The organism is Aquincola agrisoli, from assembly GCF_036621135.1.
Taxonomy (GTDB): Bacteria; Pseudomonadota; Gammaproteobacteria; order Burkholderiales; family Burkholderiaceae_C; genus Aquincola; species Aquincola agrisoli.
The window spans coordinates 262958-286996 of the sequence record NZ_JAZIBG010000009.1 but is presented as its reverse complement, the minus strand read 5'-3'; the positions used below and the strand labels follow the sequence as shown (position 1 = coordinate 286996).

Sequence of the window (24039 nt, the reverse complement as noted above, 5' to 3'; positions counted from 1 at the left end):
CCTAGGCCTGCGCCGCGAGGCGCGCCGCGTCTTCGTTCGACAGCGCGTCGATTTGCGCCACCAGCGCCTCTTCCACCGCCTCGGCGAGCGCGGCGACGGTGGGGGCGCCGAAGAAGTCGCGCAGCGGCAGCTCGACGTCGAACGCGCCGCGCACCCGCGACACCAGCTGCGTGGCGAGCAGCGAGTGCCCGCCCAGGTCGGCGAAGAAGTGGTCATGGCGGCCCACGCGTGCGCGGCCGAGCACCTCGCACATCAGCGCCGCGAGCGTCCCTTCCACCGGGCCGCGCGGCTCGTCGCTGCCGCCGGCCGCGGCGGCCGGCGCGGGCAGCGAGCGCAGGTCGACCTTGCCGTTGGCGGTGAGCGGCAGCGCCGGCAGCACGACCACCGCTGCCGGCAGCTCGTGCTCGGGCACGCGCCGCGCCAGCGCTTCGCGCACGCCCTTCGCGAACACGGCCTCGTCATCGGTCTGCGCGCCGTCCTGCGCCACCACGTAGGCGGCCAGCCGGCCGTCGTCGCGCAGCACCACCGCGGCCTCGCGCACGCGCTCGTCGCGCCGCAGCGCGCTCTCGATCTCGCCCAGCTCGATGCGGTGGCCACGCACCTTCACCTGGCGATCCGAACGGCCGCGGAATTCGAGCGTGCCGTCGTCGCGCCAGCGTACGACGTCGCCGCTGGCGTACACGCGCTCGCCGTGCCAGTCGACGAAGCGTTCGGAGGTCTGCGCCGCGTCGCCGCGGTAGCCGCGCGCGACGCCGGCGCCGCCGATGTGAAGCTCGCCCCACACGCCCACCGGCACCGGCCGGTGCTGTGCGTCGAGCACGTAGAGCCGGGTGTTGGCGATCGCGCGGCCGATCGGCGGCGGCAGGTCGTCGCCCTGGGGCGCCAGCGGCATCGACGTCGCGACCACCGTGCATTCGGTCGGCCCGTAGTTGTTGTGCACGACGAAGGGCAGCCCCGGCGCGGGCGCGCGGTGCAGCCGGTCGCCACCGGTCAGCAGCGCGCGCAGCGCCAGCCCGGCAGGCATGCGCTCGGCAAGCATGGGCTCGGCCACCGGCGTGGGCACGAAGCCGACGCTGATGCGCTCGCGCGCCAGCCAGGCCAGCAGCTCGCGCGGCGCGGCGCGCAGTTCGTCGTCGGCGAAGTGCACGCTGGCGCCGGCGCACAGGCTGGGCCAGACCTCCCAGCCGAAGGCGTCGAAGGCCGGGCCGGCGACCTGGCTCGTGCGGTCGTCGGCGTGCAGGCCGAAGGCGCGCAGGTGCCAGTGCACGAGGTTGGCCAGGCCGCCGTGCCGCACCTCCACGCCCTTGGGCACGCCGGTGGAGCCCGAGGTGAAGATGACGCAGGCGATGTCGTCCGGGCCGGTGCCGGCGGACGGCGGCGGGGCTGCGTCGGCTTCGGAGAACGCAAGCGCGGCGCTGTCGAGCATCGGCTCGCGCCTTCCGGCCAGCCGCCGCGCCGCTGCGGCGTCGACGAGGAGCGCGCGCGCCTCGCAGCGGTCGAGCAGCAGGTGCAGGCGCTCGTCGGGCGCGCAGGCGTCCAGCGGCACGTAGGCGGCGCCGGCCTTCATCGTGCCCAGCATCGCGGCGACCAGCTCGATGCCGCGCGGCAGGCACAGCGCCACCGCGTCGCCGCGGCCCACGCCCCGGCTGCGCAAGGCCCGGGCGATCGCGCCGGCCTGGCGCTCGAGCGCGCCGTAGCCGAGCTGCCGGCCGCCGGCGGCCAGCGCCAGCCGTTCAGGCGCGCGGTCGGCCTGCGCGGCGAAGAGGGCGTCGATCGTCGCCGCCGGCACGTCGGCCGCGGTGCGGTTCCAGTCCACCAGCACGCGCCGGCGCTCGGCGGCGTCCATCAGCGCCAGCCTGCCGATCGGTTGCTGCGGTGCGGCGACGATGTCTTCGAGCAGCGTCTCGAAACGGCGCGCCATGCGCTCGACGGTGGTGGCGTCGAACAGGTCGGCCGCGTACTCGAAGTGGCCCGCCACCTCGCCGCCGCCGTCCCACAGGTTGAGCGACAGGTCGAAGGCCGCGCTGCCGCGCTGCGCCTGCGGCTCGCCCGCCGCGGCAGCCACCGCCGCGGGGGCGGTGGACAGCAACTGGAAGGTCACCTGGAACAGCGGGTTGCGGCTCAGGTCGCGGTCGGGCTGCAGCGCCTCGACCAGCTTCTCGAACGGCAGGTCCTGGTTCGCGTAGGCGCCCAGCGCGACCTGGCGCACGCGCTGCATCAGCGCGTCGAAGGGCGGGTCGCCGGCGAGGTCGCAGCGCATCACCAGCGTGTTGACGAAGAAGCCGATCAGCCCTTCCAGCTCGGCGCGCGTGCGGCCCGCGGTGGGCACGCCGACGACGACGTCGGTCTGGCCGCTGCTGCGCGCCAGCAGCGTGGCGAAGGCGGCGAGCAGCGTCATGAACAGCGTCGTGCCCTGGCGCTGGCCCAGGGCGCGCAACTGCGCCGCCAGCGGCGCGCGCAGCCGCACCGGCTGTTGCGCCCCGCGGTAGCTGGCCACCGGCGGGCGCGGGCGGTCGGTGGGCAGATCGAGTGCGGGTGCGCCCTGCAGCCGCTCGCGCCAGTAGTCCAGCTGCGCCTGCAGCGCCTGGCCCTGCAACCATTCGTTCTGCCAGACCGCATAGTCGGCGTACTGGATCGGCAGCTCGGGCAGCGGCGAGGGCCGGCCGAGCAGGAAGGCGTTGTAGAGCGCGGTCAGCTCCTGCCAGAAGACGTTCATCGACCAGCCGTCGCTGACGATGTGGTGCAGCGTGACCAGCAGCACCTGGTCGCCCGGCGCGCGCCGCAGCAGCCGCGCGCGCAGCAGCGGCCCGGCCGCCAGGTCGAAGGGGCGCTGCGCCTCGTCTTGCGCGGCCTCGGCGACGCGGCGCGCGCGCGCATCGAGCGCAAGCGCGGCCAGGTCCTCGGCCGGCAGCTCGATGTGCAGCGACTCGGCGACGCGCTGCATGGGCTCGTCGCCGGCGACGACGAAGGTGGTGCGCAGCGCCTCGTGGCGTTCGACCAGCGCGTTCAGCGCCCGCGCCAGCACCGCGGCGTCGACCGGTCCCTTCAGCGGCACCGCCGCATGCAGGTTGTAGAACGCGTTGCCGGGCACGAGCTGGTCGATGAACCACAGCCGCCGCTGCGCGAACGAGACCGGGAACATGTACGCGTCATCGGCCATCGGGCGCTGCCTCCTCGCCGGGGGCCGCCGGGTCGGCCTGCGGCCGCAGGGTCACCTGGCGCACCGCAGGCGCCGGCATGTCGGCGGCCCGCTGCGCAGCGATCGCAGCGATGGGCGCGGCGTCGCCGCGCGCGGTGAGCGCGGCATCCAGCTGCTGGGCAGCCCAGCCGGCGAGGCCGCGGCTGGCCGGCCCCAGCACGACCGCCATTGCCACCAGGTTGTCGCGCACGAAGGCGACGCAGCCGCCGTGGGGCGCCGCGAAGGCCACCTCGCCCGGCGCCCCCGCGCCCTGCCAGCGCTCCAGCGGCACCTGCGCCTGGGCGAGCAGCGCGAGCAGCATCTCTCGCGCCCGGCGCGCCGAAGCCGCCTCGTGCACGTCGGTGCGCACGAGCCCGCCGCCGTGCGCGGCCGGCAGCCGCCACACGGCCTGCGTGCAGCGCGCATGCCCGGGCGCCTCCAAGCGCAGCTCGGCCTGGCACGTGGCGCCGTCGGCCAGCGCCTGCGGCAGCGGCCAGGCGTCGGCGGCAGCGTGCTTCGCGGCCGCGGCAGCGGCCGCCGGCCGGCTCCACTCGTCGAAGCGGTACAGACGCTTCCATGCGCTGTGCGCCGCTTCCACCGCCGGCCCCTAGAAGACCGCGCGCCGGCGGCGCTCGGCAGCGCGCGGCACGCAGTCCAGGCGGCCGGCCGGCGTGGCCAGGCGGTCGCGGTAGCCGCCTTCGCCGGCGCGCCCGAAGCGCGCCGCCACCGGCAGCACGGCCTGGCGCGGCGCGAGCCACGGCATGGCGTCGACGTCGAGCAGCAGGCAGGCGTCGTACACCGTGTCGTCGTCGCCGCATGCGCCCGTCCACGCCACCTCGTGGAAGCTGAACGCAGGCCAGATGCCGCACGGGATCTGCCACTGCGCGGCGCCGACGGCCAGGATGGGGAAGGTCTCGAACTGCGGCAGGTAGCGCCCCATGCGCGACTGCCAGAGGTCGCAGCCCAGCGCGTTGGCGAAGGTGGAGACGGCGGTGGCGCAGTCGGTGCAGTTCACATACGGGCCGTTGCCCCAGCCGCCTGCCAGCCGCTCCAGCCAGGCCGTGAGGTCGAAGTGGTTCCAGGGCGCGAACGAGCGCGCGTACATCTCCATCGCCCACACCGGGCAGCCGTAACGGATGACGCCGAGCAGGCCGAGCGTGTAGACCTGGGCCGTGACGGCGGCCGCCGCGGCGTCGGGCGTGGTGGCGCCGGCGGCCCAGGTGCAGGCGTGGTCCAGCACGGCGGCCCAGGGGAGCTGGGTGTCGTCGCCCTGCTCCGGCGCCTGCTGCCAGGGGTCGGTGGGCACGCCCAGCAGCAGGTAGACGGTGTGTGACGTCCAGGCGAAGTCGGTCCAGGCCGCGGCGGGCGTGGCGCGGTACTGCCAGCGCCAGTGCACCGCGTAGCGGCCGACGCCGCGGCTGCCGATGCGCGAGCCTTCGAGCGTGAAGCGCACCGCGCCGCTGCGCGCCGCGGCGCCCAGGCGCACGCGCTGCGGGCTCACGTCGCCCAGCAGGTTGGGCGCGCTCCAGGCGCTGGCGGGGAAGTCGATCGCGCGCACCTCCACCTCGTCGGGCAGCGCGCCTGTGCGCTCGAACGTGGCGTCCAGGCGCAGCGGCTGGCCGGCGGCGTCGCGCCGCGCGTAGGCGGCCGGCGCGCTGTGCACCCGGCCCGCGGCGTCGAGGCGCCATTCCGGCGGCTCGATGGGGTGCGTGGCGTCGATGCGAAGCGCCAGCGCACCGTGGCGCGCGTCGGCATCGTGGTGCAGCCGCACCGAGGTGAGCACGAGCGCCACGGGCCGGGGCCTCTCAGGCGGCGGCGCCCTCCGGCGCCGCGCCGGCAGGTGCCTTGTAAGCGCGCAGGCCGTCGATCGTGGCGTCGATGCCCAGGTCCCGCGCCTGCGCCAGCGCGGAGGCCATCGCTTCCTGGATCGGCGCCAGCTCGTCCTGCAGGCGCCGCCACAGCGTGTCGTCCTTCAGGATCTTGTCGACCTCGGCGAGGTAGGCCTGCTGCGCGGCGGTGGCGCGGCGGCCGGCGGCTTCCAGGGCGGCGCGCAGCTTGTCGTTGTAGTCCTGCTGCGCGCGCTGCGCCGCGTCAAGCGCGCCTCGGCGGTCCCAGATCGACGCCAGCTGCGTCACGTAGTCGTCGTAGACCTGGCGCGTGCGCTCGGCCGCGTCGCCTTCGGCGCTGCCCGCTTCCGCCAGGCGCTGCAAGGCCGACTGGCCGGCCTCCTGCGTGGCGCGCAACCCCGGTTGCACGTCGTACAACGCATGCAGCGCCTCGGCCCAGCGCTGGGCGGCCTGACGCGCTCCCTGCACGTCGGGGCCGCTGGCGTAGAGGTCGGTCAGCGCCTCGCTGTAGCTGCGGTAGGCCTCCAGCCAGCGCCGCTGCGCTTCGGCTTCGCACTCCTGGCGCACCCGCTCCACCACGGCGGCGGCGCGCGCCTGGTGGCGCTGCAGCTCGAACTGGTACTGCAGCGCCGCGTTCTCGTACGACTTCAACGCGGCCAGCAGCCCGGTTTCCTGCGCCTGCTCCTGCGGCGCGGGCGGCGCGCCGTCGGCATGTTTGCGAGAGGGCATGGCAGTCCTTCCTTGACCCACCGGCCGCGGATGGTGTGGCGCCCACCGTCCCCCGTCACTCCCTAACTCGCCGGACCTTGCAACAAATCGATTTGAATCATGTCCGGCGACGCGATGACCATCGGGTTCGCGCCGAGCGGCGCTCAGGCGGCACGGGCCGTGCGGCCGTGCGGGGCTAACCCGCTTGACAGCCTGGGTGCCGCCCGCAAAATTCAGAACAATATTCCGTTTAACGGAACTCTAGATCCCAACCCCAATGAAGAAGCAGAAGCAGAAAGACCAGACTCGCCTGGCCGCCTTCGAGAGGGCCTTCACACCGGAGGAATGCGCTCAGCTGATTGCCGATTTCACGCCGCTTCTCCAGCCCGCCTGGGTGGAAACCTTGGACGTGGCCGAATCGCAGAGCATCCGCAAGTCCTCCGCGGTGTTCATCCCGCCGAGCGAGTCGACGAACTGGGTCTTCAAGCGCCTGGGCCGCTTCGCGCGCGAGATCAACGACGCGGTCTATGGTTTCGACCTGGGCCAGTTCAGGGAAGGCTTCCAGTTCACCCGGTACGAGGTGGGCGAGTATTACGGCCCGCACTTCGACATCGGCCCCGGCAGGCTGACGGAGCGCAAGCTGAGCATGACGGTGCAGCTGTCCGATCCCGCCGACTACACCGGGGGCGAACTGGTCATCTATCCGGAGTTCGTCGCGGCCAAGGACCGGGGCTCGATGACGGTGTTCCCGTCGTTCATGTGCCATGACGTCCGCCCGGTGCAGACCGGGGTGCGCTACTCGTTGGTGAGCTGGCTCTCGGGGCCGCCCTTCAAGTAGGCGCCGGCATGAAGAAGCACAAGCAGAAGGCGCACAAGCCCGCCGGCGTGATCGAACTCACCGAGCGGAACTTCGCGTCCGCCATCGACGGCCACCCGCTCGCCGTGGTCGGCTTCTGGGCGCCGTCGCTCGCGAGCAGCCGCGCGCTCGTGCAGGCTTTTGCAGCCGCTTCGTCCCGGCACCCCGATGTCCTGTTCGCGACGGTCGATGCCGAGGCCCAGCCGGCCATCGCGGCACAGTTCGACGTGCACTCGGTGCCGACGTCGGTCATCTTCCGCCACAACATCATCGTGTACGCCAGAGGCGGCACACCGCCGCCCGAAGCGCTGGACAAGGTGCTGGGCGCGGTGCGGGCACTCGAGATGGAACAGGTGCGGCGCAACGTCACCAGCGTGGACGAGGTCGCGCTGGGCGGCGGTGGCGTGCCGGCCGACACCGACTCCATCGAAGCCTATCTGCGCCCCGCGCTGCGCGGTGCGGGTTCGGCACTGGCGGAGGTCGGCCCGCGGCTGGCGGCCGGCGAACTGATCGCGATACGGGATGCCTTCGAGCCGGACTTCGCCGAGCGGATGTTCCGCAGCCTCGACCAGTGCGCCGCCTGGCGTGTGTACGAGGGCCACGAGGCCGACTTCCACTACCACCACCACAACCTCTACCGCTCCGAGGAGTATCCGCAGGACATGGCCTGGTGCTCGGGGCTCTTCGACTCGCCGGGCACGAAGGCCTGGGTCGGGCGCCTGTCCGGCCGCGCCTGCCCCGGACCGGCCGAGGTGGGCGCGAGCTGGTACCTGCCGGGCGACCACTCCCTGCCACACAACGACGTGGCCGCCAGCGGGCCGGAACTCCATCGGCAGGTCGCCTTCGTGTGGCACCTGGCCAAGGACTGGCGGCCGGAGTGGGGCGGCGCGTTGTTCTGGTGCGCGAAGGGCAGCTACGTGCCGGCGGCCTTCAACACGCTGTTTCTTTTCAACGTGACGCCGGCCTCGACCCACTTCGTGACGCACGTGTCGCCGTTTGCGCAGGGCAAGCGCCTGGCCATCAACGGCTGGTGGACGGGGCCGGCCGCGACGCAGGCCCCGGCCTGGAACGGGCCGGACCGCATCGCCGCGGGCGGCTCGGAGATCCTGGTGTATTGACCGGGCCCGCGCCGGGCACGGCCTACTGCAGCATCAACGCCATCGCCTGGACCACCGGCGCGTAGTCGACCACCGCGCCTGTCTGCCGCCGCTGCCCGGCGTACGAGCGCAGGGCGTGGCCTGCCGGGTCGTCGCAGCCGCTGCAGGCGGCCCGCTGGAGCACGGCCGCAGCCAGCCCCAGCGAGCGGCACTCGTCCATCAGGGCGCTGGCCATCGCCCGGTCGTCGGTCGCCAGGCGCTGCCACGACGCGTCGACCGGCGCGCCGCTGCCCAGCAGGCGCCGCACGGTGGAGGGCCGGATCTGCGCGGGGCCGAGCGACAGGTCGGGCAGCCGGCCGGTGGCGGCCAGCATCGCCTGCGCGTAGAGCCACTCGGCGCGCCGCTGCAGCGCGCTGCGGTGGAACTTCTCGACGGCCACCGCGGCGATGGCCAGCAGCCGTGCTTCGTCGGCCTGCATCGGCGGTGGGCCGCCCGCCTGGCCGGCGCCGGCCGTCTCCATCGGCGACGAGGCGCACTCGCCCACCTCCGGCCGCAGCACCATCGTGTACAGCGGCCGGTTCGTCGTGGGGTCGTCCTGCACGCTGGCCTCCAGCAGGTAGCCCGACTGCAGCAGCAGGTTGGCCGCGACGCGGCGCTGCGTCGCCATCGCCTGCTCCGGGTCGACCCCCTCGGCGAGGCGCCCCCGCTGCTCCAGCTCGCGCACGGGCACGGGCAGCACGCGGGCCTGCGGCGGCGCATCGGCCGACGACTGCAGCCCCATGTACTGCGGCGCCGGCAGGCACAGCGCGGCCACCAGCGCCAGGCAGCCCAGCACCAGCGGGGCCCACAGCCCGCGCCGCGCCTCGCCGCCGAGCGGCGCAGGGGGCGGCGTGGCGGGCGCGGCGCGCTTGTGCAGCAGCTTCACCGCCTCACTCCGTCAGCACCTTCATCGCCGCGGCGGCCAGGCCCGAGTTGAGCAGCCACAGCGCCCCCACGCGCGACAGCTCGCGCATCGACACCGATTCGCTGCCCGGCGGGCCCTGCTGCCAGTGCTCGCGCAGGTACACCGCGAGCAGCAGGCCCAGCAGCGTGACGTAGCCGAAGCCCAGCATGTAGAGCACGTAGAGCCCGAAGAACGCGAGCTTCAGGTGGGCCAGCGCGGGGTTGGCCATCAGGTCCCAGTAGATCATCGCCGGCCAGGCCGCGACGAAGGCCGCGAAGAAGCCGCCGGCGAACGCGGTGGGGCCGAACACGAAGCGCACGCGCCGGGCGAAGCCGTGGCGGGCCCCGCCGCGGGTGCGCGCGGCCCGCTGCCAGGCCGCGATGCACCACAGCCCGAGGGCCAGCCCCACCGCCAGCGGCGCCGCCATCTTGCCGATCAGCGAGACCAGGATGCTCTGCGGCGTGCGGTCCGAGAACAGCGACTGGAAGGTGAAGTAGAAGTCCGTCGGGATGGCCAGCGCCAGCAGCCGGGCGAGCACCAGCGTGCCGAAGACCGTGGTGACGAACAGGGGGCCGTGCAGCTGGGCGAAGGGCAGCTTCATCGAGTCGCGACTCCCGCCCGGCGCAACAGGGCGATGGCCGAGTCTATGCGCCGAACCGGTCTACAGTGCCGGCTCGACGGACCGTGGCGGTGGATGGACAGCCTGGCGATGCGATGCGCATATTGCTTGTAGAGGACGACAAGGTGCTGGCGGATGCGCTCTCGCGCACGCTGGTGCAGGCTGCGCACGCGGTCGACATCGTGGCCACCGGCGAGGAGGCCGACCACGCGCTGGGCCTGGGCGTGCACGACCTCGCCATCCTCGACATCGGCCTGCCCGGCCTGAGCGGGCTCGACGTGCTGCGCCGGCTGCGGGGGCGCAAGTCGACCCTTCCCGTGCTGCTGCTCACCGCGCTCGACAGCGTGGAAGACCGTGTGCGCGGCCTCGACCTCGGCGCCGACGACTACCTCGCCAAGCCCTTCGACCTGCCCGAGCTGGAAGCGCGGGTGCGCGCGCTGCTGCGCCGCAGCCACAACGCCACGCCCGACCTCGAGCACGGCCTGCTGCGCTTCGACACCGTGGGCCGGCGCGTGTTCTACGACAAGCGGCCGCTGGAGCTGTCGCCGCGCGAGCTGGCCATGCTGGAGCTGCTGCTGATGCGCGCCGGCCGCGTGGTGAGCAAGGAGCAGCTCGTCAACCACCTCTACGGCTGGGGCGACGTGGTGGGCGACAACGCGATCGAGGTCAACGTGTACCGGCTGCGCAAGAAGCTCGAACCGCTGGGCTGCGAGATCCGCACCGTGCGCGGCATGGGCTACCTGATGGACCGCGGCGATGAAGCCGGTTGAGCCGCGCCTGCAGCGCAAGCTGCTGGCGTGGCTGCTGGGGCCGCTGGCCGTGCTGCTGGTGATCGACACCGCGGCGGCCTACTGGAACTCGGTGCGTTTCTCCGACCTGGCCTACGACCGCGCATTGCACGAGATCGGCCGCGAGATCGTGCTGCACGTCAAGCTCGATGGCGGCCAGCCGCGGCTGGAGCTGTCGGAAGCCGCCGGCAACATCCTGCTGCTCGACCCGGACGACCTGCTCTTCTACCGCGTCACCGGTGCCGACGGCACGGTGCTGGGCGGCGATGCCGACATGCCGCCGCCGCGCGAGGCGCCGCGGGCCACCGGCACCGAGGCGCTCGCGCCGCGCTTCTACCGCGATGACGTAGGCGACGCGCCGGTGCGCATGATGGTTGCGCGCATGCGGGCCGGCACGGGCACGGGGCCCGGCACGCCGCTGGTCCAGGTGCAGGTGGCCGAGACGCTCCACAAGCGCACACGCTTCGCGTGGGAGATGGTGGCCAACATCGTGCTGCCGCAGCTGCTGCTGATGGTGATGGCCACCGCGGTGGTGTGGTTCGGCGTGTCGCGCGGGCTGCAGCCGCTGCAGCGGCTGCGCCGCGCGGTGTCCGACCGCTCGCACCTCGACCTCAGCCCGATCGACACCCACGACGTGCCCGGCGAAGTGCGGCCGCTGGTCAACGAGGTGAACGACCTGATGGCGCGCCTGGGGCAGACCTTCGACTTCCAGAACCGCTTCGTCGCCGATGCGGCGCACCAGCTCAAGACACCGGTCAGCGGCCTGAAGGCGCAGATCGAGCTGGCCCAGCGCGAGACCGACCCCGAGCGCGTGCGCCATTCGCTGGCGCAGCTCTACATCAGCGCCGACCGGCTGTCGCGGCTGGTGCGGCAGCTCCTCTCGCTGGCACGCAACGAGCCGGGCGCGCTGGCCTCGATGCAGCTGCGCCCGCTCGACCTGAACGCCTATGCGCTGGAAGTGAGCATGGAGTGGGTGCCGCAGGCCATCAAGCGGCGCATCGACCTCGGCTTCGAGGGCGCCGACCGGCCTCTGATGATCGACGCCGACCCCGACCGGCTGCGCGAGCTGATCAACAACCTGATCGACAACGCGATCCGCTACAGCCAGTCGGGCGGCCGGGTGACGGTGCGGGTGAACGTGGGGGGCAGCAACGAATGCCGCCTCGCCATCAGCGACGACGGCCCCGGCATCCCGGTGCCGGAGCGCGCGCGCATCTTCGAGCGCTTCCACCGCCTGCTCGGCACGCAGGAAGACGGCAGCGGCCTGGGCCTGGCCATCGTCAGCGAGATCGCGACGCTGCACGGCGCGCGCATCACGCTGGAGGAAGACACCGACGGCGTGGGCAACACCTTCAGCGTGTTCTTCCCGCTGCGGGGCGCGGGGCCGTCGCCGGGGCTGTCAGCTTCCTGACAGTTTTCAGACAGCCTCCTGACAGCAGCCCGGCAGAAGGGTGACAGGCCCGGTCCGTAGTCTCGGGGGGTCCGGAACCGACCGCAGTTCCGCGGCGTCACCCAGGAGACCCCATGTCGTTTTTTTCCAGTTCCGATTTCTGGATCGCGCTCACGCAGATCGTCCTCATCAACATCGTGCTGAGCGGTGACAACGCCGTCGTCATCGCGATGGCCTCGCGCTCGCTGGCGCCTTCTCAGCAGAAGAAGGCCATCCTCTTCGGCAGCATCGGCGCGATCGTGCTGCGCGTGATCCTCACCTTTTTCGCGGTCTACCTGCTGACGCTGCCCTACCTCAAGCTGATCGGTGCCGGGCTGCTGTTCTGGATCGGCATCGGCCTGTTGAAGGGTGACGACGGCGACGAGGAACTGGCCGGCCATTCGAGCCTGGCCGCCGCCATCAAGACCATCGTGGTCGCGGACCTGGTCATGAGCCTGGACAACGTGGTCGGCGTCGCCGCCGCGGCCAAGGGCAACGTGCCGCTGCTGGTGCTGGGCCTGGTCATCAGCATCCCGCTGATCATCTTCGGCTCGACCGTGCTGCTGAAGCTGATGGAGCGCTTCCCGCTGATCATCACCGCCGGCGCGGCCCTGCTGGGCTGGGTGGCCGGCGAGATGGCCATCGGCGACCCCGCCATCACCAACTTCGCCGAGCACCACCACCTGCTGCACACCGTGGTGCCCGCCGTGGGCGCCGTGGCGGTGGTGCTGGCCGGCAAGTGGCTGGCGAGCCGGCAGGGCGGCGCGCCGGCGGAAGCGGCGGCCTGACGGCCGCGCAGCCCGGCTTGTTGCATGGCGGACGCGGTCAGCGCGCGCCGGCCACGCCGAACGTATAAACGAACGACAGCTCGGCCACCGACGCACCCAGCCGCCCCCTGGCCGAATCGATGCGGCCCACGCTGAGGCGCGCCGAGGTCGCGCGGCCGAGCGCCCGGTCGACGTAGACCGTGGGCTGCAGCAGCGCGCCGCCCTCCGTGTCCACTCCGCCGCCGCCGCCCGCGCCGACGATGAACTCGCCGCCGGCCCGCCAGCCGGCCCACGCCGGGCTCTGCACGCCCGCGCCGATCAGGCCGACCGTGTAGCCGCCCGCGCCGCCGCCGTAGGCGCTGTGCACCTGCGCCGTGAGGTAGACCGTGTCGCCGACGAAGCGGTTGGCCTTCAGCACCACGTTCTCCAGCGGGCGCGTGCTGCCATCGCGGCGCGCCGCCTGGTAGCGCTCGACGCCGGCCACCCATTCCATGCGCGTGGCGGGCGCCGGGCCCGCAGCCGCCTGCCGCGGCTGTGCACGGCCGTCGATCTGCCAGTTCAGGTTGACGGCGCCGAAGCTGGCCTTGAACCGGCCATCGGGCGCACGCGCCAGGCCGCCTTCCAGGCCCAGCGACACCGAAGGCGACAGCCGCACGTTGCCGTAGACGGCCGCCTTGGCGAGGAAGCCGCCGCCGGTCGACACGTCGCCACCGCCGCTCATGCCCAGGCCCAGGCGCGCACCGGCGGTGAAGAGGCCGCCCTGCAGGCCGGTCTCGGCCGCCAGCGTGCCGAGGTATTCGGCATAACCGCCCGCGCCGCCGCTGGCCGCGCCGTTGGTTTCCAGGCCGGCCAGCAGGCCGGGCGAGAACTCGCGCTCGAAGCGCGCGCCCACGTAGCCGACGCTGCGCTCCATCGGCGTGCCGCTGACGCGCGTGCTGCTGCGTGAGGGGCGGTACACGCCGGCCACCGCCACCACACGGTCGAGCCCCACGCCGTCGGCATGGCGCGAGGCCGGGGTGGCACCGCCGGGCCACGAACCGAAGCCCGTGTCGGCCAGCAGCACGAAGCCGAGCTGCGTGCTGCCGATGTCGCCGCTGGGGAACGACACGCGCGACCACGACAGGCCGCCGCGGAAGGGGCCGAAGCGCGCCAGCAGGTCGACGTGCGGCCGCAGCATCAGCCCGCTGCCCACCGGGGCCACGCCGCCGCCGCCCCCGCCCGCGTAGAAACCGGCATTGGCCGACCACCGGCCGCCCAGCGGCTGGTGCCAGGCCACCTCGCCGCCGATGGTGAAGAGCCCGCCGCGCTCGCCGGTGAGGGCGCCGTAGGCGGCCGGGCCGATCACCAGGTTCGGCGTCAGGTGCAGGAGGTAGCTGGTGCCGACGAGGCCGAGCCCTTCGTTCTTCGGCAGGGTGATGCGCTCGAAGCCGATGCTGATCGCGGCCGGCCGGCGGTGCGCCGCGGCGTCGCCGTCCCCGGCGGGTTGGGCCCAGGCGGGCGATGCCGCTGCGGCGGCCAGCGCGGCGAGGGCCAGCTTCGGCGAGCGGGCTCGGGCAGCGGTCGGCGGACGGCCGGAACGGTGGGTGGGCAGGGGGGAAGGGGAGCGCAGGGGTCCGGTCATCGGGCAACAGCAAAGGAAGGTTCGCACCTTCGGCGGCTGCCCAAGGCCGCGCGAATATATGCGCAGCCGGCGACGCCGCCCGCCGGCCGGTCAGCCGCGCGCTGGGAACAGCCCTTCGGGCCGCCAGAACAGCACCCCTGCCATCAGCACGTAGATCAGGATCGACGCGATCGCCGGGCCGGCGCCCGAGGCCGCCGCCGGCCCCAGCAGCCCGCCCAGCGCCCAGGGCACGGCCGTGCGGCCCACGGTGTCGACCAGCCCCACCAGCAGCGCCCCCACCAGCGCGCCGCGCACCGAGCCGATGCCGCCGATCACCACCACGACGAAGGCGAGGATCAGGATGCTTTCGCCCATGCCCACCTGCACCGCCAGCAGCGGGCCCAGCAGGCCGCCGGCCAGCGCGCACAGCGCCGCGCCGGCGCCGAACACCAGCGTGAAGAGCCACCGTACGTTGCCACCCATGGCCTGCGCCATCTCGCGGTTGGAGGCGCCCGCGCGCACCTGCATGCCGACGCGCGTGCGCGTGATCAGCAGGTACAGCGCCAGCGCCACCGCGATGCCCACGCCGATGATGACCAGCCGGAACGCCGGGTACACGAAGCCCGGCGTCAGCGTGACCGGGCCCGCCACCGCGGCCGGCAGGTTCAGCATCAGCGGCTGCGAGCCCCACACCATGCGGACGGCTTCGTTGCACATCAGCAGGATGGCGAAGGTGCCCAGCACCTGCGACAGGTGGTCGCGCTGGTAGAGCCGGCGCAGCACCGCCACCTCCAGTGCCATGCCGAAGGCCGCGGTGCCGACGATGCCGGCGCCCAGCCCGGCGAGGAACGAACCCGACGCCTGCGTGGCCGCCGCGGTGAGGTAGGCCCCCACCATGTAGAGCGAGCCATGGGCCAGGTTGATCATGTCCATGATGCCGAACACCAGCGTCAGGCCGGCCGCCAGCAGGAACAGCATCAGCCCGAACTGCAGGCCGTTCAGGGCCTGCTCGGCGAACAGCGCCGCGGTCACGACGCCATCTTGCAGGCGCCGGCGTAGGCGTCGGTGTGGGCCTTGAACACCGTGCTGAGCGTGCGGTTGGTGATGCGGCCCTGGGCGTCCTTGGTCACCACGCGCAGGTAGTAGTCCTGGATCGGGTACTGGTTGGCGTTGAACTTGAACGCACCGCGCACCGAGTCGAACCTGGCGGCCTTCAGCGCCCTGCGCACGGCCTCCTTGTCGTCGAGCTTGCCCTTGGCGTCGCGCACCGCCGCGTCCATCAGCATCGCGGCGTCGTAGCCCTGCGAGGCGTACAGCGTGGGCAGGCGGCCGTAGGCCTTCTGGAAATCGGCGACGAAGCGCTTGTTGGCGGCGTTGTCGAGGTCATGGGCCCACTGCGAGGTGTTGAACATGCCCAGCATCGGCTCGCCCACCGCGCCGATCACGTCCTCGTCGGCCGAGAAGCCGGGGCCGAACAGCGTCGCGTCCTTGGACATGCCGGCCGCCACGTACTGCTTGACGAAGTTGATGCCCATGCCGCCCGGCAGGAAGATGTACATCGCGTCGGGCTTGGCGGCGCGCACCTGCGCCAGCTCGGCCGCGTAGTCGAGCTGGCCGAGCTTGGTGTAGATCTCCTGCACCACCTCGCCCTTGTAGAAACGCTTGAAGCCGGTGAGCGCGTCCTTGCCGGCGGGGTAGTTCGGCGCCAGCAGGGCCACCTTCTTGAAGCCCTTGTCCTGCACCGTCTTGCCGACCGCCTCGTGCTGGTTGTCGTTCTGGTACGAGACGCTGAAGAAGTACGGGTTGCACTGCTCGCCGGCGTACTGCGACGGGCCGGCGTTCGCGCTGAGGTAGAAGGTCTTGGCCGCGAAGGTGGGCGCGCCCACCGCCAGCATCACGTTGCTGAAGACGATGCCGGTCATGAAGTCGACCTTGTCGCGCTTGACCATGCGGTCGGCCGCCTGGCGGCCCACGTCGGGGCTGGCCTGGTCGTCGGCGACGATCACCTCGGCCGGCAGGCCGCCCAGCTTGCCGCCGGTGTGCTTCAGCGCCAGGTTGAACGCATCGCGGATGTCGATGCCGAGCGCCGCGCCGGGGCCCGAGAGTGTGCTGATCAGGCCGACCTTGACAGTGTCGGCCGCCTGGGCCGGTGACCCGGCGGCCGCCAGCAAGGCACACACGAGGGAAGCAAAGCGCATCGAAGACTCCTGCGGTGGGGGATCGGGCAGCCGGCGTCTGCGATGCAAAAACAGCAAGGGCGCAGGCAGCCGGCCGGAACCGGCCGGAGCTTACCTGCGCCCGAGCAAGGGAGGGGCGGGGCTAGGACCCGGCCGGCTCCGCCTGCACGATCGTGCGGATGGCGCCTTCGGCGACGTAGCGCTTGTAGTCGGCCAGCGGCATCGCGGCCAGCCCGCGCGCTTCGCCGTCCTCCCAGCTCAGCGTGGCGTCGCGCTCGGTCAGCTCGATCTCCACCGGGCCGGGCCGGATGACCATCTGCGGGCCGTCGCCCTCGCGGTAGAACACCTCGCCAACGATCTCGGCATGCTGCGTCATGGTGGTGCTCCTTCGGTGTGCAGTCCAACATCGAACCTGCCTGCATCGTCGCAAGCCGCCCGGGTCGTCGATGCCGGACGGCGGCCCTGGCCGCTGTAGCGCTTGTCCTACCCCGGCCGCGCCGGCATGGCCCGAACTGGGTGGCAGGGCGCCCGCTGTTCGGCCGATCGGGCCGCGCCCGCCTGCGCACAATGGCTACTTGAACGAGGCGAACAACCGACCGCAGATTGGGCGGAATCCCGGAACCCGTCACCGGCGCCAAGACCCCGTCACCGCAGCAGCGCTGCGGTGCCCGGTAGCGACAAGGGCCACCTTTGGGTGGCCCTTTGCTTTGGTGCCGCCCCGGGCGTTCGGCGCCGGTCAGCGGCCCTCCACCCAGCTGTCGCTGTGGATGATGTTGCCGTCGGCGTAGGTCCAGGTGATCTTCTCGTAGCGCAGTTCCACGGCCTCGAGGTGGTTGTAGCGCTCCTTCGAGGGCTCCTTGATGTTGTGCATCACCGGGCGCACCGCGATGACCTTCACCTTCTCCAGCCTGTGGCTGAAGTACTCCTCCTCGCGGCCGGCCGCGCTGATGCGGTACCAGCGGATCAGCACTTCGTTGAGCGTCTGGCCGTTGGTCACGGCCTTGTAGAGGTACGGCGACGAGGCATCGAACTGCTTGACGAGGATCATGGGCTCGTGCACCCGCGTGCCGGTGAGCTTGCCGGTGTTGGCATCGGTCGGGATGCGCACCTCGTGGTTGAACTCCACGACCTCGACCGAGCCGGTGCGGCCCTCGACGTCGACCGAGCCCTTGATGTCGGCGCCGCCGTCATCCTTGATCCATGCATAGGCGGGAATGGCCATGGGAAATCTCCTGAGCGAAGGGGTGGGCGAAAGGACTGCTGGCGGGGAAATGCAACCTTGTTGCGACGGCGGGTGCAGCACGGTCGCAGCCCAGGTTGCACAGGGGGTCTGCGCCGGTCAAGCGGATTTCCGCCGTGCGGGCGCCGGCTCACTGCGTGGTGGCGCTGCGCGCGGCGATCAGCACGGCGCCGCAGGCGGCGCGGTCGCCATCGCGTGCAACCGGCCGGCCGTCGACGCGGTGCGTCTCGCTGCCTTCCACGATGGCGAAGCGGTGGGGCCTGCAGCGCGGGCAGGTCACGGTGTCGCCGAGGCGCGCCACCGGCCGCCCGAGGATCCGTGAATGCGGGCTGCCCGACACGACCCGCCCGCCGTGGCTGGTCGTGTCGCCGATGCAGGCGATGGGGCGCTGGGCCATGGCGCTTCGTCAGCGCCGCGGCCGCTCGAGGGGCTTCGGCCCGGCGGCCAGCACCATCCGGTCGCGGTCGAAGGCCAACGTGATGCCGCGGGTGCCGAACGACATCGCGTCGAGCAGCAGGTACGCCGGCGCCGGCGGCTTGCGCATCACCGCCAGCAGCGCGATGAAGCGCACCTCGGGCTTGATCGGGAACGCGTGCGCCGCGGACTCGCCCGGGTACGCGACGAACTCGTAGCGCTGCAGCAGGGTGGCGCCGAGCACGGTGCGGTCCTGCCCGACCAGGTCGGCGTAGCCCGCGCGCTCGATCTCCTCGCGGGCGCCCAGCTGGTAGATGCGCACCGTGACGGGCAGGGCGCCGCCGCGGTCGTCGGGGTTGATGATGGCGTCGGCGTGCACGTCGATCTTCAGCACCTCGACGCTCGGGTACAGCGCTGCCTTGGCCAGCTGCTTGGCGCCCTGGTAGGCACCGCATCCGGCGAGCGTTGCGCCGGCGCCGCACGCACCGAGCAGCCAGCGGCGCCGGCCGATCGCCGAAGGGGCCGGGCCGTGCCGCGGGAGGGGAGGTGCTGGCGCCGTCATGCGCGTGGTCCTGTTCATGCGGGGTGGGAGATCGCCGCGGCGCGCACCGGATCGATGGCGCAGAGGCGGGCGTGGAGGTCCTGCGCACGGCCGCGTGCCGTGGCGTCGCTGCCGCGCAGCGCCAGCCGGTGCAGCGCGTGGAGGGTGTCGAACGCCAGCTCCGGCTCCCATTGGCCGAGGCGGTGGGTGTCGATCTGCACGGCGAGGTCGGCGAGCACGCCCCAGGCGAGCTCGGCCTGGCCGCGTTCCTGCGCCAGCTCGGCCATCGCACGGTGCAGCACGAAGCGCTCGCGCAGCGAGCCGGCCTGGCGCGCCTGGGCCTGCAGCCCGGCCAGCGCTTCCTGCAGCGAGCCGGTGCGCAGCGCCGCCCGCGCGCGGTCGATCAGTGTGCGCACATCGGCCACCCGGGGTGGCCTGGCGGCGCCGGGCTTCGCCGGTGCGGGCGCCGCGCCCGCCGCCAGCGCGTCGATCCAGCGGCGGGTGGGCTCGCTGGCGAACGGGGTGCCGTCGTCGAAGGCGAGGCCGGCCAGCGCCGGCAGGCGCCGGTGCAGCATGCGCACCTGCAGCTCCAGCTCGAGGCGCGGCAGCTCGTGCTCGACGCCCAGCTGGGCATGGGCCTGCGCGCTGCGGTGCGCCAGGTCCAGCCACAGGTGGTTGTGGCCCTCGTTGAAGGCCTGGGCGCAGGCGTCGATGAGCCCCTGCCATTCGGCCTGGCGGAAGAGGGCGTCGAGCGACTGGACCGTCTCCCTGCGCGGCGGCGGCAAGCGGGTGCGCCCGGCCTCGGCCGGCGGCGCAGCGGCCAGCGACTGCCAGCGCGCCCCGCGCTGCACCGCCCGGCCTGCCGCCGCGGCGAGCGGGTCGGCGCGCAGCACCGTGCCGGCGCGCCGGATGGCGGCCCAGGCTTCCTCGGTGGTGGCCGGCTCCGGGGCTGCGTCGGCGACCGGCGGGGGCACGGGCGCCGCCGGGGCGGGCGCCCGCCGCAGCGCGTGCGCGGCGTGCTGATCGAGGTAACGCTGCGTCCGCCGCTGCAGGCTGCCGAGGTCGGGGCGCGCATCGGGGGGCCAGGCCTGCGCGGCGTGGCCAAGCGCCTGCGCCAGCGCGTGCAGGCAGCGCAGCGCGGTGTCGTCGGCGTCCTGCGCCGCGGCGTCCAGCGGGTCGGCGAAGCGGTCGGTGGCCAGCCACTGCAAGCCGGCACGGCGGGCGGCGGGCTTGCGGGGGTGCAGCTGATCGCCGTAGCGCAGCATCAGGGCGAGCAGGAGCTTCAGCACCTCGTTGCAGCCCGGCAGGCCCTCGGTGCGCAGCGCGGCGAAGGCCATGAAGACGACCGGCCGCAGGTCCTTGCCGCGCTCGCGCAGCAGCACGGTGGCGTTGGCGGCGATGCGCAGGTCGTCGATGCCGCCGCGCTTGGCCATCTCGTCCTGGATGGCGGTGTATTCGTCCTCGTAGCCGACGTCGGTGCCGGCCGCGTCGCCGGGCAGCGGCGCCAGCAGCTCGGCGAGCGCGCCGCGCAGTGCCAGCGAGGGCGCGGCCTCGGGTGCGCCGGAGAACCAGCGGCTCAGCATCTTGGCGACGGCAGGCATGTCGGGGCTCCGGGTCGCCGCGCTTCAGTCCAGCGGATCGACTTCGATCCGGCTGGCCGGCGCGCACTGGCGCACGGCGACCATCGCCTTGTCCAGCCGCGAGCGCCACGGATAGGGGCGGCTGCGGCCGAGCACGTGCTCGCCGTCGCGCACCAGGAAGTACCAGTGGCCGCCGAGCGACCGCCGCACCTCGATCGCCTCGGGCCGCGCGACGGCCTCGCGCAGCCGCTCGATCGACGAGGTCGCGGATTCGACGCTGCCGTGGCCGGCATCGCTGTGCAGGATGGTCTCGCCGTTGCGCGCGGTGAGGGCGTACACGTAGCTGTCCGCCGGGCGGCGGGTGACGAGGAATTTCGAGGGCATGGTCATCGGCGCCTGACGGGCGCATCAGGCGGGAGGGCCGGCGGGCGGTGCCGCCGGAGAGGCCGCGTCGTCCAGCACCAGGCGGCGCAGCTCCAGGCCCTGCGTCCACCGCGGCACGAACGCGCGGTAGAGCAGGGTGAGCTGCTGCCGGTCGGCCTCGATCAGCACGGTGTCGAGCGGCACCGGGCAGGACGCCAGACTGCCCGGCCGCCAGCCGTGCGCGGTGAAGCGATGGTGCGGCAGGACGAAGTCCACCGCCGGCAGCAGCTGCGCGAAGCCTTCCAGGCGCACGGGTTCGCCGCCCTGCAGCCGGGGCCGGAACTGGAGCGCGGGGTGCGCCGTGTCGTGCCATCCGGGGCGCGCGTCGGCGGGCAGCGCCGGGGCGCGTGTGGCCTGCCATTGCCCGTCCTGCGTCCCGCCGAGTGCCCGCCGCGGCAGCCACCGGGGGTGCACCGCGCCGGGCAGGTGGGGCGCGGCGGGCGCCTCGTCCCAGCGGCGCAGCGGCGCACGCGGGTCGTCGATGCGCGGCAACGCCAGTCCGTGCAGGTCGGCCTTGGCGGGGCCCGCCGGATGGCCGGTGCCTGCCGGGTTGCCCGGCCAGCCGGCCCCGCCGTACGCGTGCCGCCACGACAGCGCCAGCCGCCGCACGCGGCCCGTGCGGACGCACTTGAAGCGCCGGGCGATGAACAGCGACGCCAGCCGGGTTGCCCAGCCGCGCGCGCGCCACTCGCGCGGACCGTGCACCCGCAGCGGGAACACCGTCGCGCCGATGCCGATCCAGGGCTCGAAGGCCGCCACCTCGCCGCCGGCCGCCTCGACGCTGCCGAGCACGATCACGTTGGTCGCGCTCTGCGGCGCCATCACGTCGGCCGGGCGCCGCAGCGGCGCGCCGGGGCCTGCCCCGCCGTCGCCGCCACCATCACCTTCGGCCTCGTCGTCGTGCCGCAGCGGATCGGCCTCCATCGCCTCGAGCGGCCGCCCGGCGGCAAGCCGGTACTGCAGCTTGACGACGACCAGCCGGCCCTCCCGGGCGTCGTCGTCGAAGAAGGGCAGGGCCTGCGCGCGCCAGGGCGTGCGGTTGTCCAGCAGGCCGCCGTCCGGCAGCGCCTCGGGGGGCCAGGCGGCGTTCATGGCAGCGCCTCGGCGGGCGCGCGCGCGGCCCGGCGCGCGGCGGCCTGCGCCTGCAGGGCCTGCAGCGCCGCGGGCACCTGCGCCGGGTCGGCGGGGTAGTCGATGTCGATGCCGCCCTCGCCGTCGCTGCTCAGCAGCACCGCGGCGGGCGGCGCCTCGCGCGACAGGCGCGTGAGCACTTCGCGCGATATCGACGGCATCAGGACCTGCTCGATCAGCCGGTCGATGTTGCGGGCGCCGCTGTCCGGCGTGCTGCACTGCGCCGCCAGCAGCGTGTGCAGTTCGTCGGTGCTGTGCAGCGGCACCTGCCAGGTCGAGTGCAAGCGCTGCGCGAGCCGGGCAAGCTTGAGCTTCACGATGTCCGCGAGCCGGGCGGCGTCGAGCGGCAGGTAGGGCACGACCCGCATGCGGGCGAGCAGCGCGGGCTGGAAGTGCGCGACCAGCTCGGGGCGGATGCACGCCAGCGCCTCGTCGGGGTGGAGGCCGTGCGAGGCGGGCGCGTGCTGCATCAGCGTGCCGCTGCCGAGGTTGGACGTCATCAGGATGACGGTGTTGCGGAAGTCGATCTCGCGGCCCTCGCCGTCGCGCATGAAGCCGCGGTCGAACACCTGGTAGAACAGGTTCGCCACGTCGCGGTGTGCCTTCTCGATCTCGTCGAGCAGCAGCACACCGTACGGCCGGCGCCGCACCGCCTCGGTGAGCACGCCGCCCTGGCCGTAGCCGACGTAGCCCGGCGGCGAGCCCTTGAGCTGCGACACGGTGTGGGCCTCCTGGTACTCGGAGAGGTTGATCGTCGTCAGCGCCCGTTCGCCGCCGAACAGGACGTCGGCGATCGACAGCGCCGTCTCCGTCTTGCCGACGCCCGAGGGGCCGACGAGCAGGAACACGCCGAGCGGCGCGTCTTTGCCGCGCAGCCCCGCGCGCGCGCTGCGCAGGCCATCGGCCAGCGTCGCGAGCGCGGCGTCCTGGCCGAGCACGCGTTCGCGCAGCCGGTCTTCGAGCGACAGCAGGCCCGCCAGGTCGTCCTTCTGCAGCCGGCCGGCCGGCACGCCCGTCCAGTCGGCCACGACGGCCGCGATGGCGGCGGCGTCGACCTCCGGATGCACCAGCGGCGCCGCCTGCTGCAACTGCCGCAGGCGCAGGCGCAGCGCGGCGCGGTCGGCCTGCGGTGCGTCGAGGGCGTCCACCAGGGCCTGCTCGCCGCGCCAGCGCGCCTGCAGCTGCGCGGCCTGCGCCTGCGCCTGCGTGCATTCGGCGGCGATCGTGGCCAGGCGCTGCTCGGCCGCCACGGCCCGCTCGACGCGGGCCGTGGCCAGGTCGGCTTCCAGCGCGCTGCGTTCGCGCTGCAGCGCCTCGACCCGCTCGTTCGCCTGGCCCAGGGCGGCCGGCGCCACGGCGCGCGCCATCCTCACACGGGCGGCCGCGGTGTCGATCAGGTCGACGCCCTTGTCGGGCAGCTGCCGGCCGGTGAGGTAGCGCATGCTGAGCCGCACCGCAGCGACCACGGCGTCGTCGGCGATCGCGACGCCGTGGTGCTGTTCGTAGCGGCCCTTCAGGCCGCGCAGCATGCCGATGGCCGCCGCTTCGTCGGGCTCGCCGACCTTCACGGCCTGGAAGCGCCGCTCGAGCGCGGCGTCGCGCTCGATGTGCTGCTTGTACTCGCTCCAGGTGGTGGCGGCGATCGTGCGCAGCTCCCCGCGCGCCAGCGCCGGCTTCAGCAGGTTGGCGGCGTCCCCGGCGCCGGCGGCGTTGCCCGCGCCGATCAGCATGTGGGCCTCGTCGATGAACAGCACCACCGCGACCGGCGACGCCTTGACCTCGTCGATCAGCCCGCGCAGGCGGCTCTCGTACTCGCCCTTCACGCTGGCGCCCGCCTGCAGCAGGCCGAGGTCCAGCGCGCGCAGCTCCACGCCGAGCAGGGGCTCCGGCACCGCGCCTTCGGCGATCTGCAGCGCCAGGCCCTCGACGATGGCGGTCTTGCCCACGCCGGGCTCACCGACCAGCAGCGGGTTGTTCTTGCGGCGCCGCGACAGGATGTCCAGCACCTGGCGGATCTCGTCGCCGCGGCCGAACACCGGGTCGATCGCGCCGGCCCGTGCCCGCGCGGTCAGGTCGACGGTGAAGCGGTCCAGGTGCGTCGTGAGGCGCGCCTGCGCCTTCACCGCCACGCGGCCCGGCTCGGGTGCAGCGGCGTCCCCGGCCGGGCTGCGGGCCGGCGCGGCCTCGTCCTGCTCGGCCGAGCGTCGGGTGATGTCGCGGAACTCGCGCCGCAGCATGGCCAGCGGGATGGCCTCCAGCGGCAGCAGGGCCTGCGGCAGGCCGTAGCCACGCAGCGAGAGCACGGCGAGCAGCAGCGCGCCCGAGCGGATGCGCGGGCTGTCCAGGTCGGCGCCGCAGAAGCGCCACGCCTCCTCGAGCAGGTCGGCCAGCGCACGGGAGAACGCCGGGTTCTCGTGGCTGCCGCCCCGGTAGTCGTCGAGCTGCTGCAGCAGCGCGGTCCACAGCCGCTCGGTGTCGATGCGGAAATGCTTCAGCAGGTGCGGCACGTCGCCGTCCCCGGCTTCCAGCAGCTTGATCAGCCAGTGCTCGATGCCGACCTCGTGGTGGGTGCGTGCGATGGCCAGCCCGGCCGCGCCGTCCAACGTGCGGGCGCAGTGGTTGTTCAAGCGATGGAGCAGCTGGTGCAGGCGGTTCGAAGGGTCGCTCGGCATGGGCCTCCCCGGTGGCAGCGGGCGGCCAT

Annotated in this window: 22 protein-coding genes; 5 read left to right on the top strand and 17 right to left on the bottom strand. The window is 73.4% G+C overall.

Annotated features, from left to right (window positions below; all coding sequences use genetic code 11):
• Position 1: 1 nt before the first annotated feature.
• From V4F39_RS03175 to V4F39_RS03160, 4 genes are read right to left on the bottom strand one after another with little or no spacing between them, the layout of a single operon-like run.
• On the bottom strand, positions 2-3160 hold the full coding sequence (locus V4F39_RS03175) for a non-ribosomal peptide synthetase (RefSeq protein ID WP_332287801.1): 3159 nt from the start codon (positions 3158-3160) through the stop codon (positions 2-4).
• Entirely contained in the window at positions 3150-3776 is a 627-nt protein-coding gene (locus V4F39_RS03170; protein ID WP_332287800.1) for a hypothetical protein, read from the bottom strand. The genes V4F39_RS03175 and V4F39_RS03170 overlap by 11 nt, the downstream gene beginning before the upstream one ends.
• Before the next feature lie 9 nt (positions 3777-3785).
• A complete protein-coding gene (locus V4F39_RS03165) occupies positions 3786-4970 on the bottom strand; it encodes a hypothetical protein (protein WP_332287799.1) in 1185 nt (394 codons plus the stop codon).
• A 13-nt stretch (positions 4971-4983) separates the two neighbouring features.
• Positions 4984-5754, bottom strand: coding sequence for a hypothetical protein (locus V4F39_RS03160; protein WP_332287798.1), 771 nt, complete (start codon positions 5752-5754; stop codon positions 4984-4986).
• Between the two features lie 256 nt (positions 5755-6010).
• Between V4F39_RS03160 and V4F39_RS03155 the strand changes: the two genes are divergently transcribed.
• Together V4F39_RS03155 and V4F39_RS03150 are read left to right on the top strand one after the other, a co-directional pair.
• Positions 6011-6571, top strand: a complete 561-nt coding sequence (locus tag V4F39_RS03155) for a 2OG-Fe(II) oxygenase (protein WP_332287797.1) — start codon at positions 6011-6013, stop codon at positions 6569-6571.
• 8 nt (positions 6572-6579) lie between these two features.
• Positions 6580-7707: a 2OG-Fe(II) oxygenase family protein gene (locus tag V4F39_RS03150; protein WP_332287796.1), complete on the top strand. Its 1128-nt coding sequence runs from the start codon at positions 6580-6582 to the stop codon at positions 7705-7707.
• A 22-nt stretch (positions 7708-7729) separates the two neighbouring features.
• Here the strand turns inward: V4F39_RS03150 and V4F39_RS03145 are convergent, their stop codons facing one another.
• Both V4F39_RS03145 and V4F39_RS03140 read right to left on the bottom strand, forming a co-directional pair.
• Positions 7730-8611, bottom strand: coding sequence for a hypothetical protein (locus V4F39_RS03145; protein ID WP_332287795.1), 882 nt, complete (start codon positions 8609-8611; stop codon positions 7730-7732).
• 4 nt (positions 8612-8615) lie between these two features.
• Positions 8616-9230: a hypothetical protein gene (locus tag V4F39_RS03140; protein WP_332287794.1), complete on the bottom strand. Its 615-nt coding sequence runs from the start codon at positions 9228-9230 to the stop codon at positions 8616-8618.
• Positions 9231-9343: 113 nt separating this feature from the next.
• Between V4F39_RS03140 and V4F39_RS03135 the strand changes: the two genes are divergently transcribed.
• From V4F39_RS03135 to V4F39_RS03125, 3 genes are all read left to right on the top strand, one after another.
• Positions 9344-10018, top strand: a complete 675-nt coding sequence (locus tag V4F39_RS03135; RefSeq protein WP_332287793.1) for a response regulator transcription factor — start codon at positions 9344-9346, stop codon at positions 10016-10018.
• Positions 10005-11447, top strand: coding sequence for a sensor histidine kinase (locus tag V4F39_RS03130; protein WP_332287792.1), 1443 nt, complete (start codon positions 10005-10007; stop codon positions 11445-11447). Before V4F39_RS03135 ends, V4F39_RS03130 begins: the two co-directional genes overlap by 14 nt.
• Positions 11448-11560: 113 nt before the next feature.
• The gene (locus tag V4F39_RS03125) at positions 11561-12253 is read left to right on the top strand and encodes a TerC family protein (protein WP_332287791.1); all 693 of its coding nucleotides are present in this window, start codon (positions 11561-11563) and stop codon (positions 12251-12253) included.
• A 37-nt stretch (positions 12254-12290) separates the two neighbouring features.
• On the opposite strand, the gene V4F39_RS03120 is transcribed toward V4F39_RS03125, so the two are convergent.
• From V4F39_RS03120 to tssH, 11 genes are all read right to left on the bottom strand, one after another.
• Positions 12291-13853, bottom strand: coding sequence for a hypothetical protein (locus tag V4F39_RS03120; RefSeq protein WP_332287789.1), 1563 nt, complete (start codon positions 13851-13853; stop codon positions 12291-12293).
• Between the two features lie 90 nt (positions 13854-13943).
• Complete coding sequence (locus V4F39_RS03115; protein ID WP_332287788.1) at positions 13944-14864, bottom strand: branched-chain amino acid ABC transporter permease; 921 nt, start codon at positions 14862-14864, stop codon at positions 13944-13946.
• Positions 14861-16030 carry an ABC transporter substrate-binding protein gene (locus tag V4F39_RS03110; RefSeq protein WP_332287787.1) on the bottom strand — a complete coding sequence of 390 codons (1170 nt, stop codon included), beginning with the start codon at positions 16028-16030 and terminating at the stop codon, positions 14861-14863. Before V4F39_RS03110 ends, V4F39_RS03115 begins: the two co-directional genes overlap by 4 nt.
• A gap of 121 nt (positions 16031-16151) precedes the next feature.
• Positions 16152-16385, bottom strand: a complete 234-nt coding sequence (locus tag V4F39_RS03105) for a hypothetical protein (RefSeq protein WP_332287786.1) — start codon at positions 16383-16385, stop codon at positions 16152-16154.
• 360 nt (positions 16386-16745) lie between these two features.
• Positions 16746-17231 (bottom strand): Hcp family type VI secretion system effector, encoded by a 486-nt coding sequence (locus tag V4F39_RS03100; RefSeq protein ID WP_332287784.1) that lies wholly within the window; start codon positions 17229-17231, stop codon positions 16746-16748.
• 148 nt (positions 17232-17379) lie between these two features.
• Positions 17380-17646, bottom strand: a complete 267-nt coding sequence (locus tag V4F39_RS03095; protein WP_332287783.1) for a PAAR domain-containing protein — start codon at positions 17644-17646, stop codon at positions 17380-17382.
• Between the two features lie 9 nt (positions 17647-17655).
• A complete protein-coding gene (tssJ, locus tag V4F39_RS03090) occupies positions 17656-18225 on the bottom strand; it encodes a type VI secretion system lipoprotein TssJ (protein ID WP_332287782.1) in 570 nt (189 codons plus the stop codon).
• A gap of 14 nt (positions 18226-18239) precedes the next feature.
• Positions 18240-19805 carry a type VI secretion system protein TssA gene (gene tssA, locus V4F39_RS03085; protein WP_332287780.1) on the bottom strand — a complete coding sequence of 522 codons (1566 nt, stop codon included), beginning with the start codon at positions 19803-19805 and terminating at the stop codon, positions 18240-18242.
• Between the two features lie 24 nt (positions 19806-19829).
• Positions 19830-20168: a YegP family protein gene (locus V4F39_RS03080; protein WP_332287778.1), complete on the bottom strand. Its 339-nt coding sequence runs from the start codon at positions 20166-20168 to the stop codon at positions 19830-19832.
• 24 nt (positions 20169-20192) lie between these two features.
• Positions 20193-21299: a DUF2169 domain-containing protein gene (locus V4F39_RS03075; RefSeq protein WP_332287776.1), complete on the bottom strand. Its 1107-nt coding sequence runs from the start codon at positions 21297-21299 to the stop codon at positions 20193-20195.
• Positions 21296-24010, bottom strand: a complete 2715-nt coding sequence (gene tssH / locus V4F39_RS03070; RefSeq protein ID WP_332287774.1) for a type VI secretion system ATPase TssH — start codon at positions 24008-24010, stop codon at positions 21296-21298. Before tssH ends, V4F39_RS03075 begins: the two co-directional genes overlap by 4 nt.
• Positions 24011-24039: the final 29 nt, after the last annotated feature.

Coding starts and splice junctions, on each gene's coding strand:
- V4F39_RS03175 (WP_332287801.1), bottom strand. CDS start 3,160: ATGGCCGATGACGCGTACATGTTCCCGGTCTCGTTCGCGCAGCGGCGG.
- V4F39_RS03160 (WP_332287798.1), bottom strand. CDS start 5,754: ATGCCCTCTCGCAAACATGCCGACGGCGCGCCGCCCGCGCCGCAGGAG.
- V4F39_RS03155 (WP_332287797.1), top strand. CDS start 6,011: ATGAAGAAGCAGAAGCAGAAAGACCAGACTCGCCTGGCCGCCTTCGAG.
- V4F39_RS03150 (WP_332287796.1), top strand. CDS start 6,580: ATGAAGAAGCACAAGCAGAAGGCGCACAAGCCCGCCGGCGTGATCGAA.
- V4F39_RS03140 (WP_332287794.1), bottom strand. CDS start 9,230: ATGAAGCTGCCCTTCGCCCAGCTGCACGGCCCCCTGTTCGTCACCACG.
- V4F39_RS03135 (WP_332287793.1), top strand. CDS start 9,344: ATGCGCATATTGCTTGTAGAGGACGACAAGGTGCTGGCGGATGCGCTC.
- V4F39_RS03130 (WP_332287792.1), top strand. CDS start 10,005: ATGAAGCCGGTTGAGCCGCGCCTGCAGCGCAAGCTGCTGGCGTGGCTG.
- V4F39_RS03125 (WP_332287791.1), top strand. CDS start 11,561: ATGTCGTTTTTTTCCAGTTCCGATTTCTGGATCGCGCTCACGCAGATC.
- V4F39_RS03120 (WP_332287789.1), bottom strand. CDS start 13,853: ATGACCGGACCCCTGCGCTCCCCTTCCCCCCTGCCCACCCACCGTTCC.
- V4F39_RS03110 (WP_332287787.1), bottom strand. CDS start 16,030: ATGCGCTTTGCTTCCCTCGTGTGTGCCTTGCTGGCGGCCGCCGGGTCA.
- V4F39_RS03105 (WP_332287786.1), bottom strand. CDS start 16,385: ATGACGCAGCATGCCGAGATCGTTGGCGAGGTGTTCTACCGCGAGGGC.
- V4F39_RS03100 (WP_332287784.1), bottom strand. CDS start 17,231: ATGGCCATTCCCGCCTATGCATGGATCAAGGATGACGGCGGCGCCGAC.
- V4F39_RS03095 (WP_332287783.1), bottom strand. CDS start 17,646: ATGGCCCAGCGCCCCATCGCCTGCATCGGCGACACGACCAGCCACGGC.
- tssJ (WP_332287782.1), bottom strand. CDS start 18,225: ATGACGGCGCCAGCACCTCCCCTCCCGCGGCACGGCCCGGCCCCTTCG.
- tssA (WP_332287780.1), bottom strand. CDS start 19,805: ATGCCTGCCGTCGCCAAGATGCTGAGCCGCTGGTTCTCCGGCGCACCC.
- V4F39_RS03080 (WP_332287778.1), bottom strand. CDS start 20,168: ATGCCCTCGAAATTCCTCGTCACCCGCCGCCCGGCGGACAGCTACGTG.
- V4F39_RS03075 (WP_332287776.1), bottom strand. CDS start 21,299: ATGAACGCCGCCTGGCCCCCCGAGGCGCTGCCGGACGGCGGCCTGCTG.
- tssH (WP_332287774.1), bottom strand. CDS start 24,010: ATGCCGAGCGACCCTTCGAACCGCCTGCACCAGCTGCTCCATCGCTTG.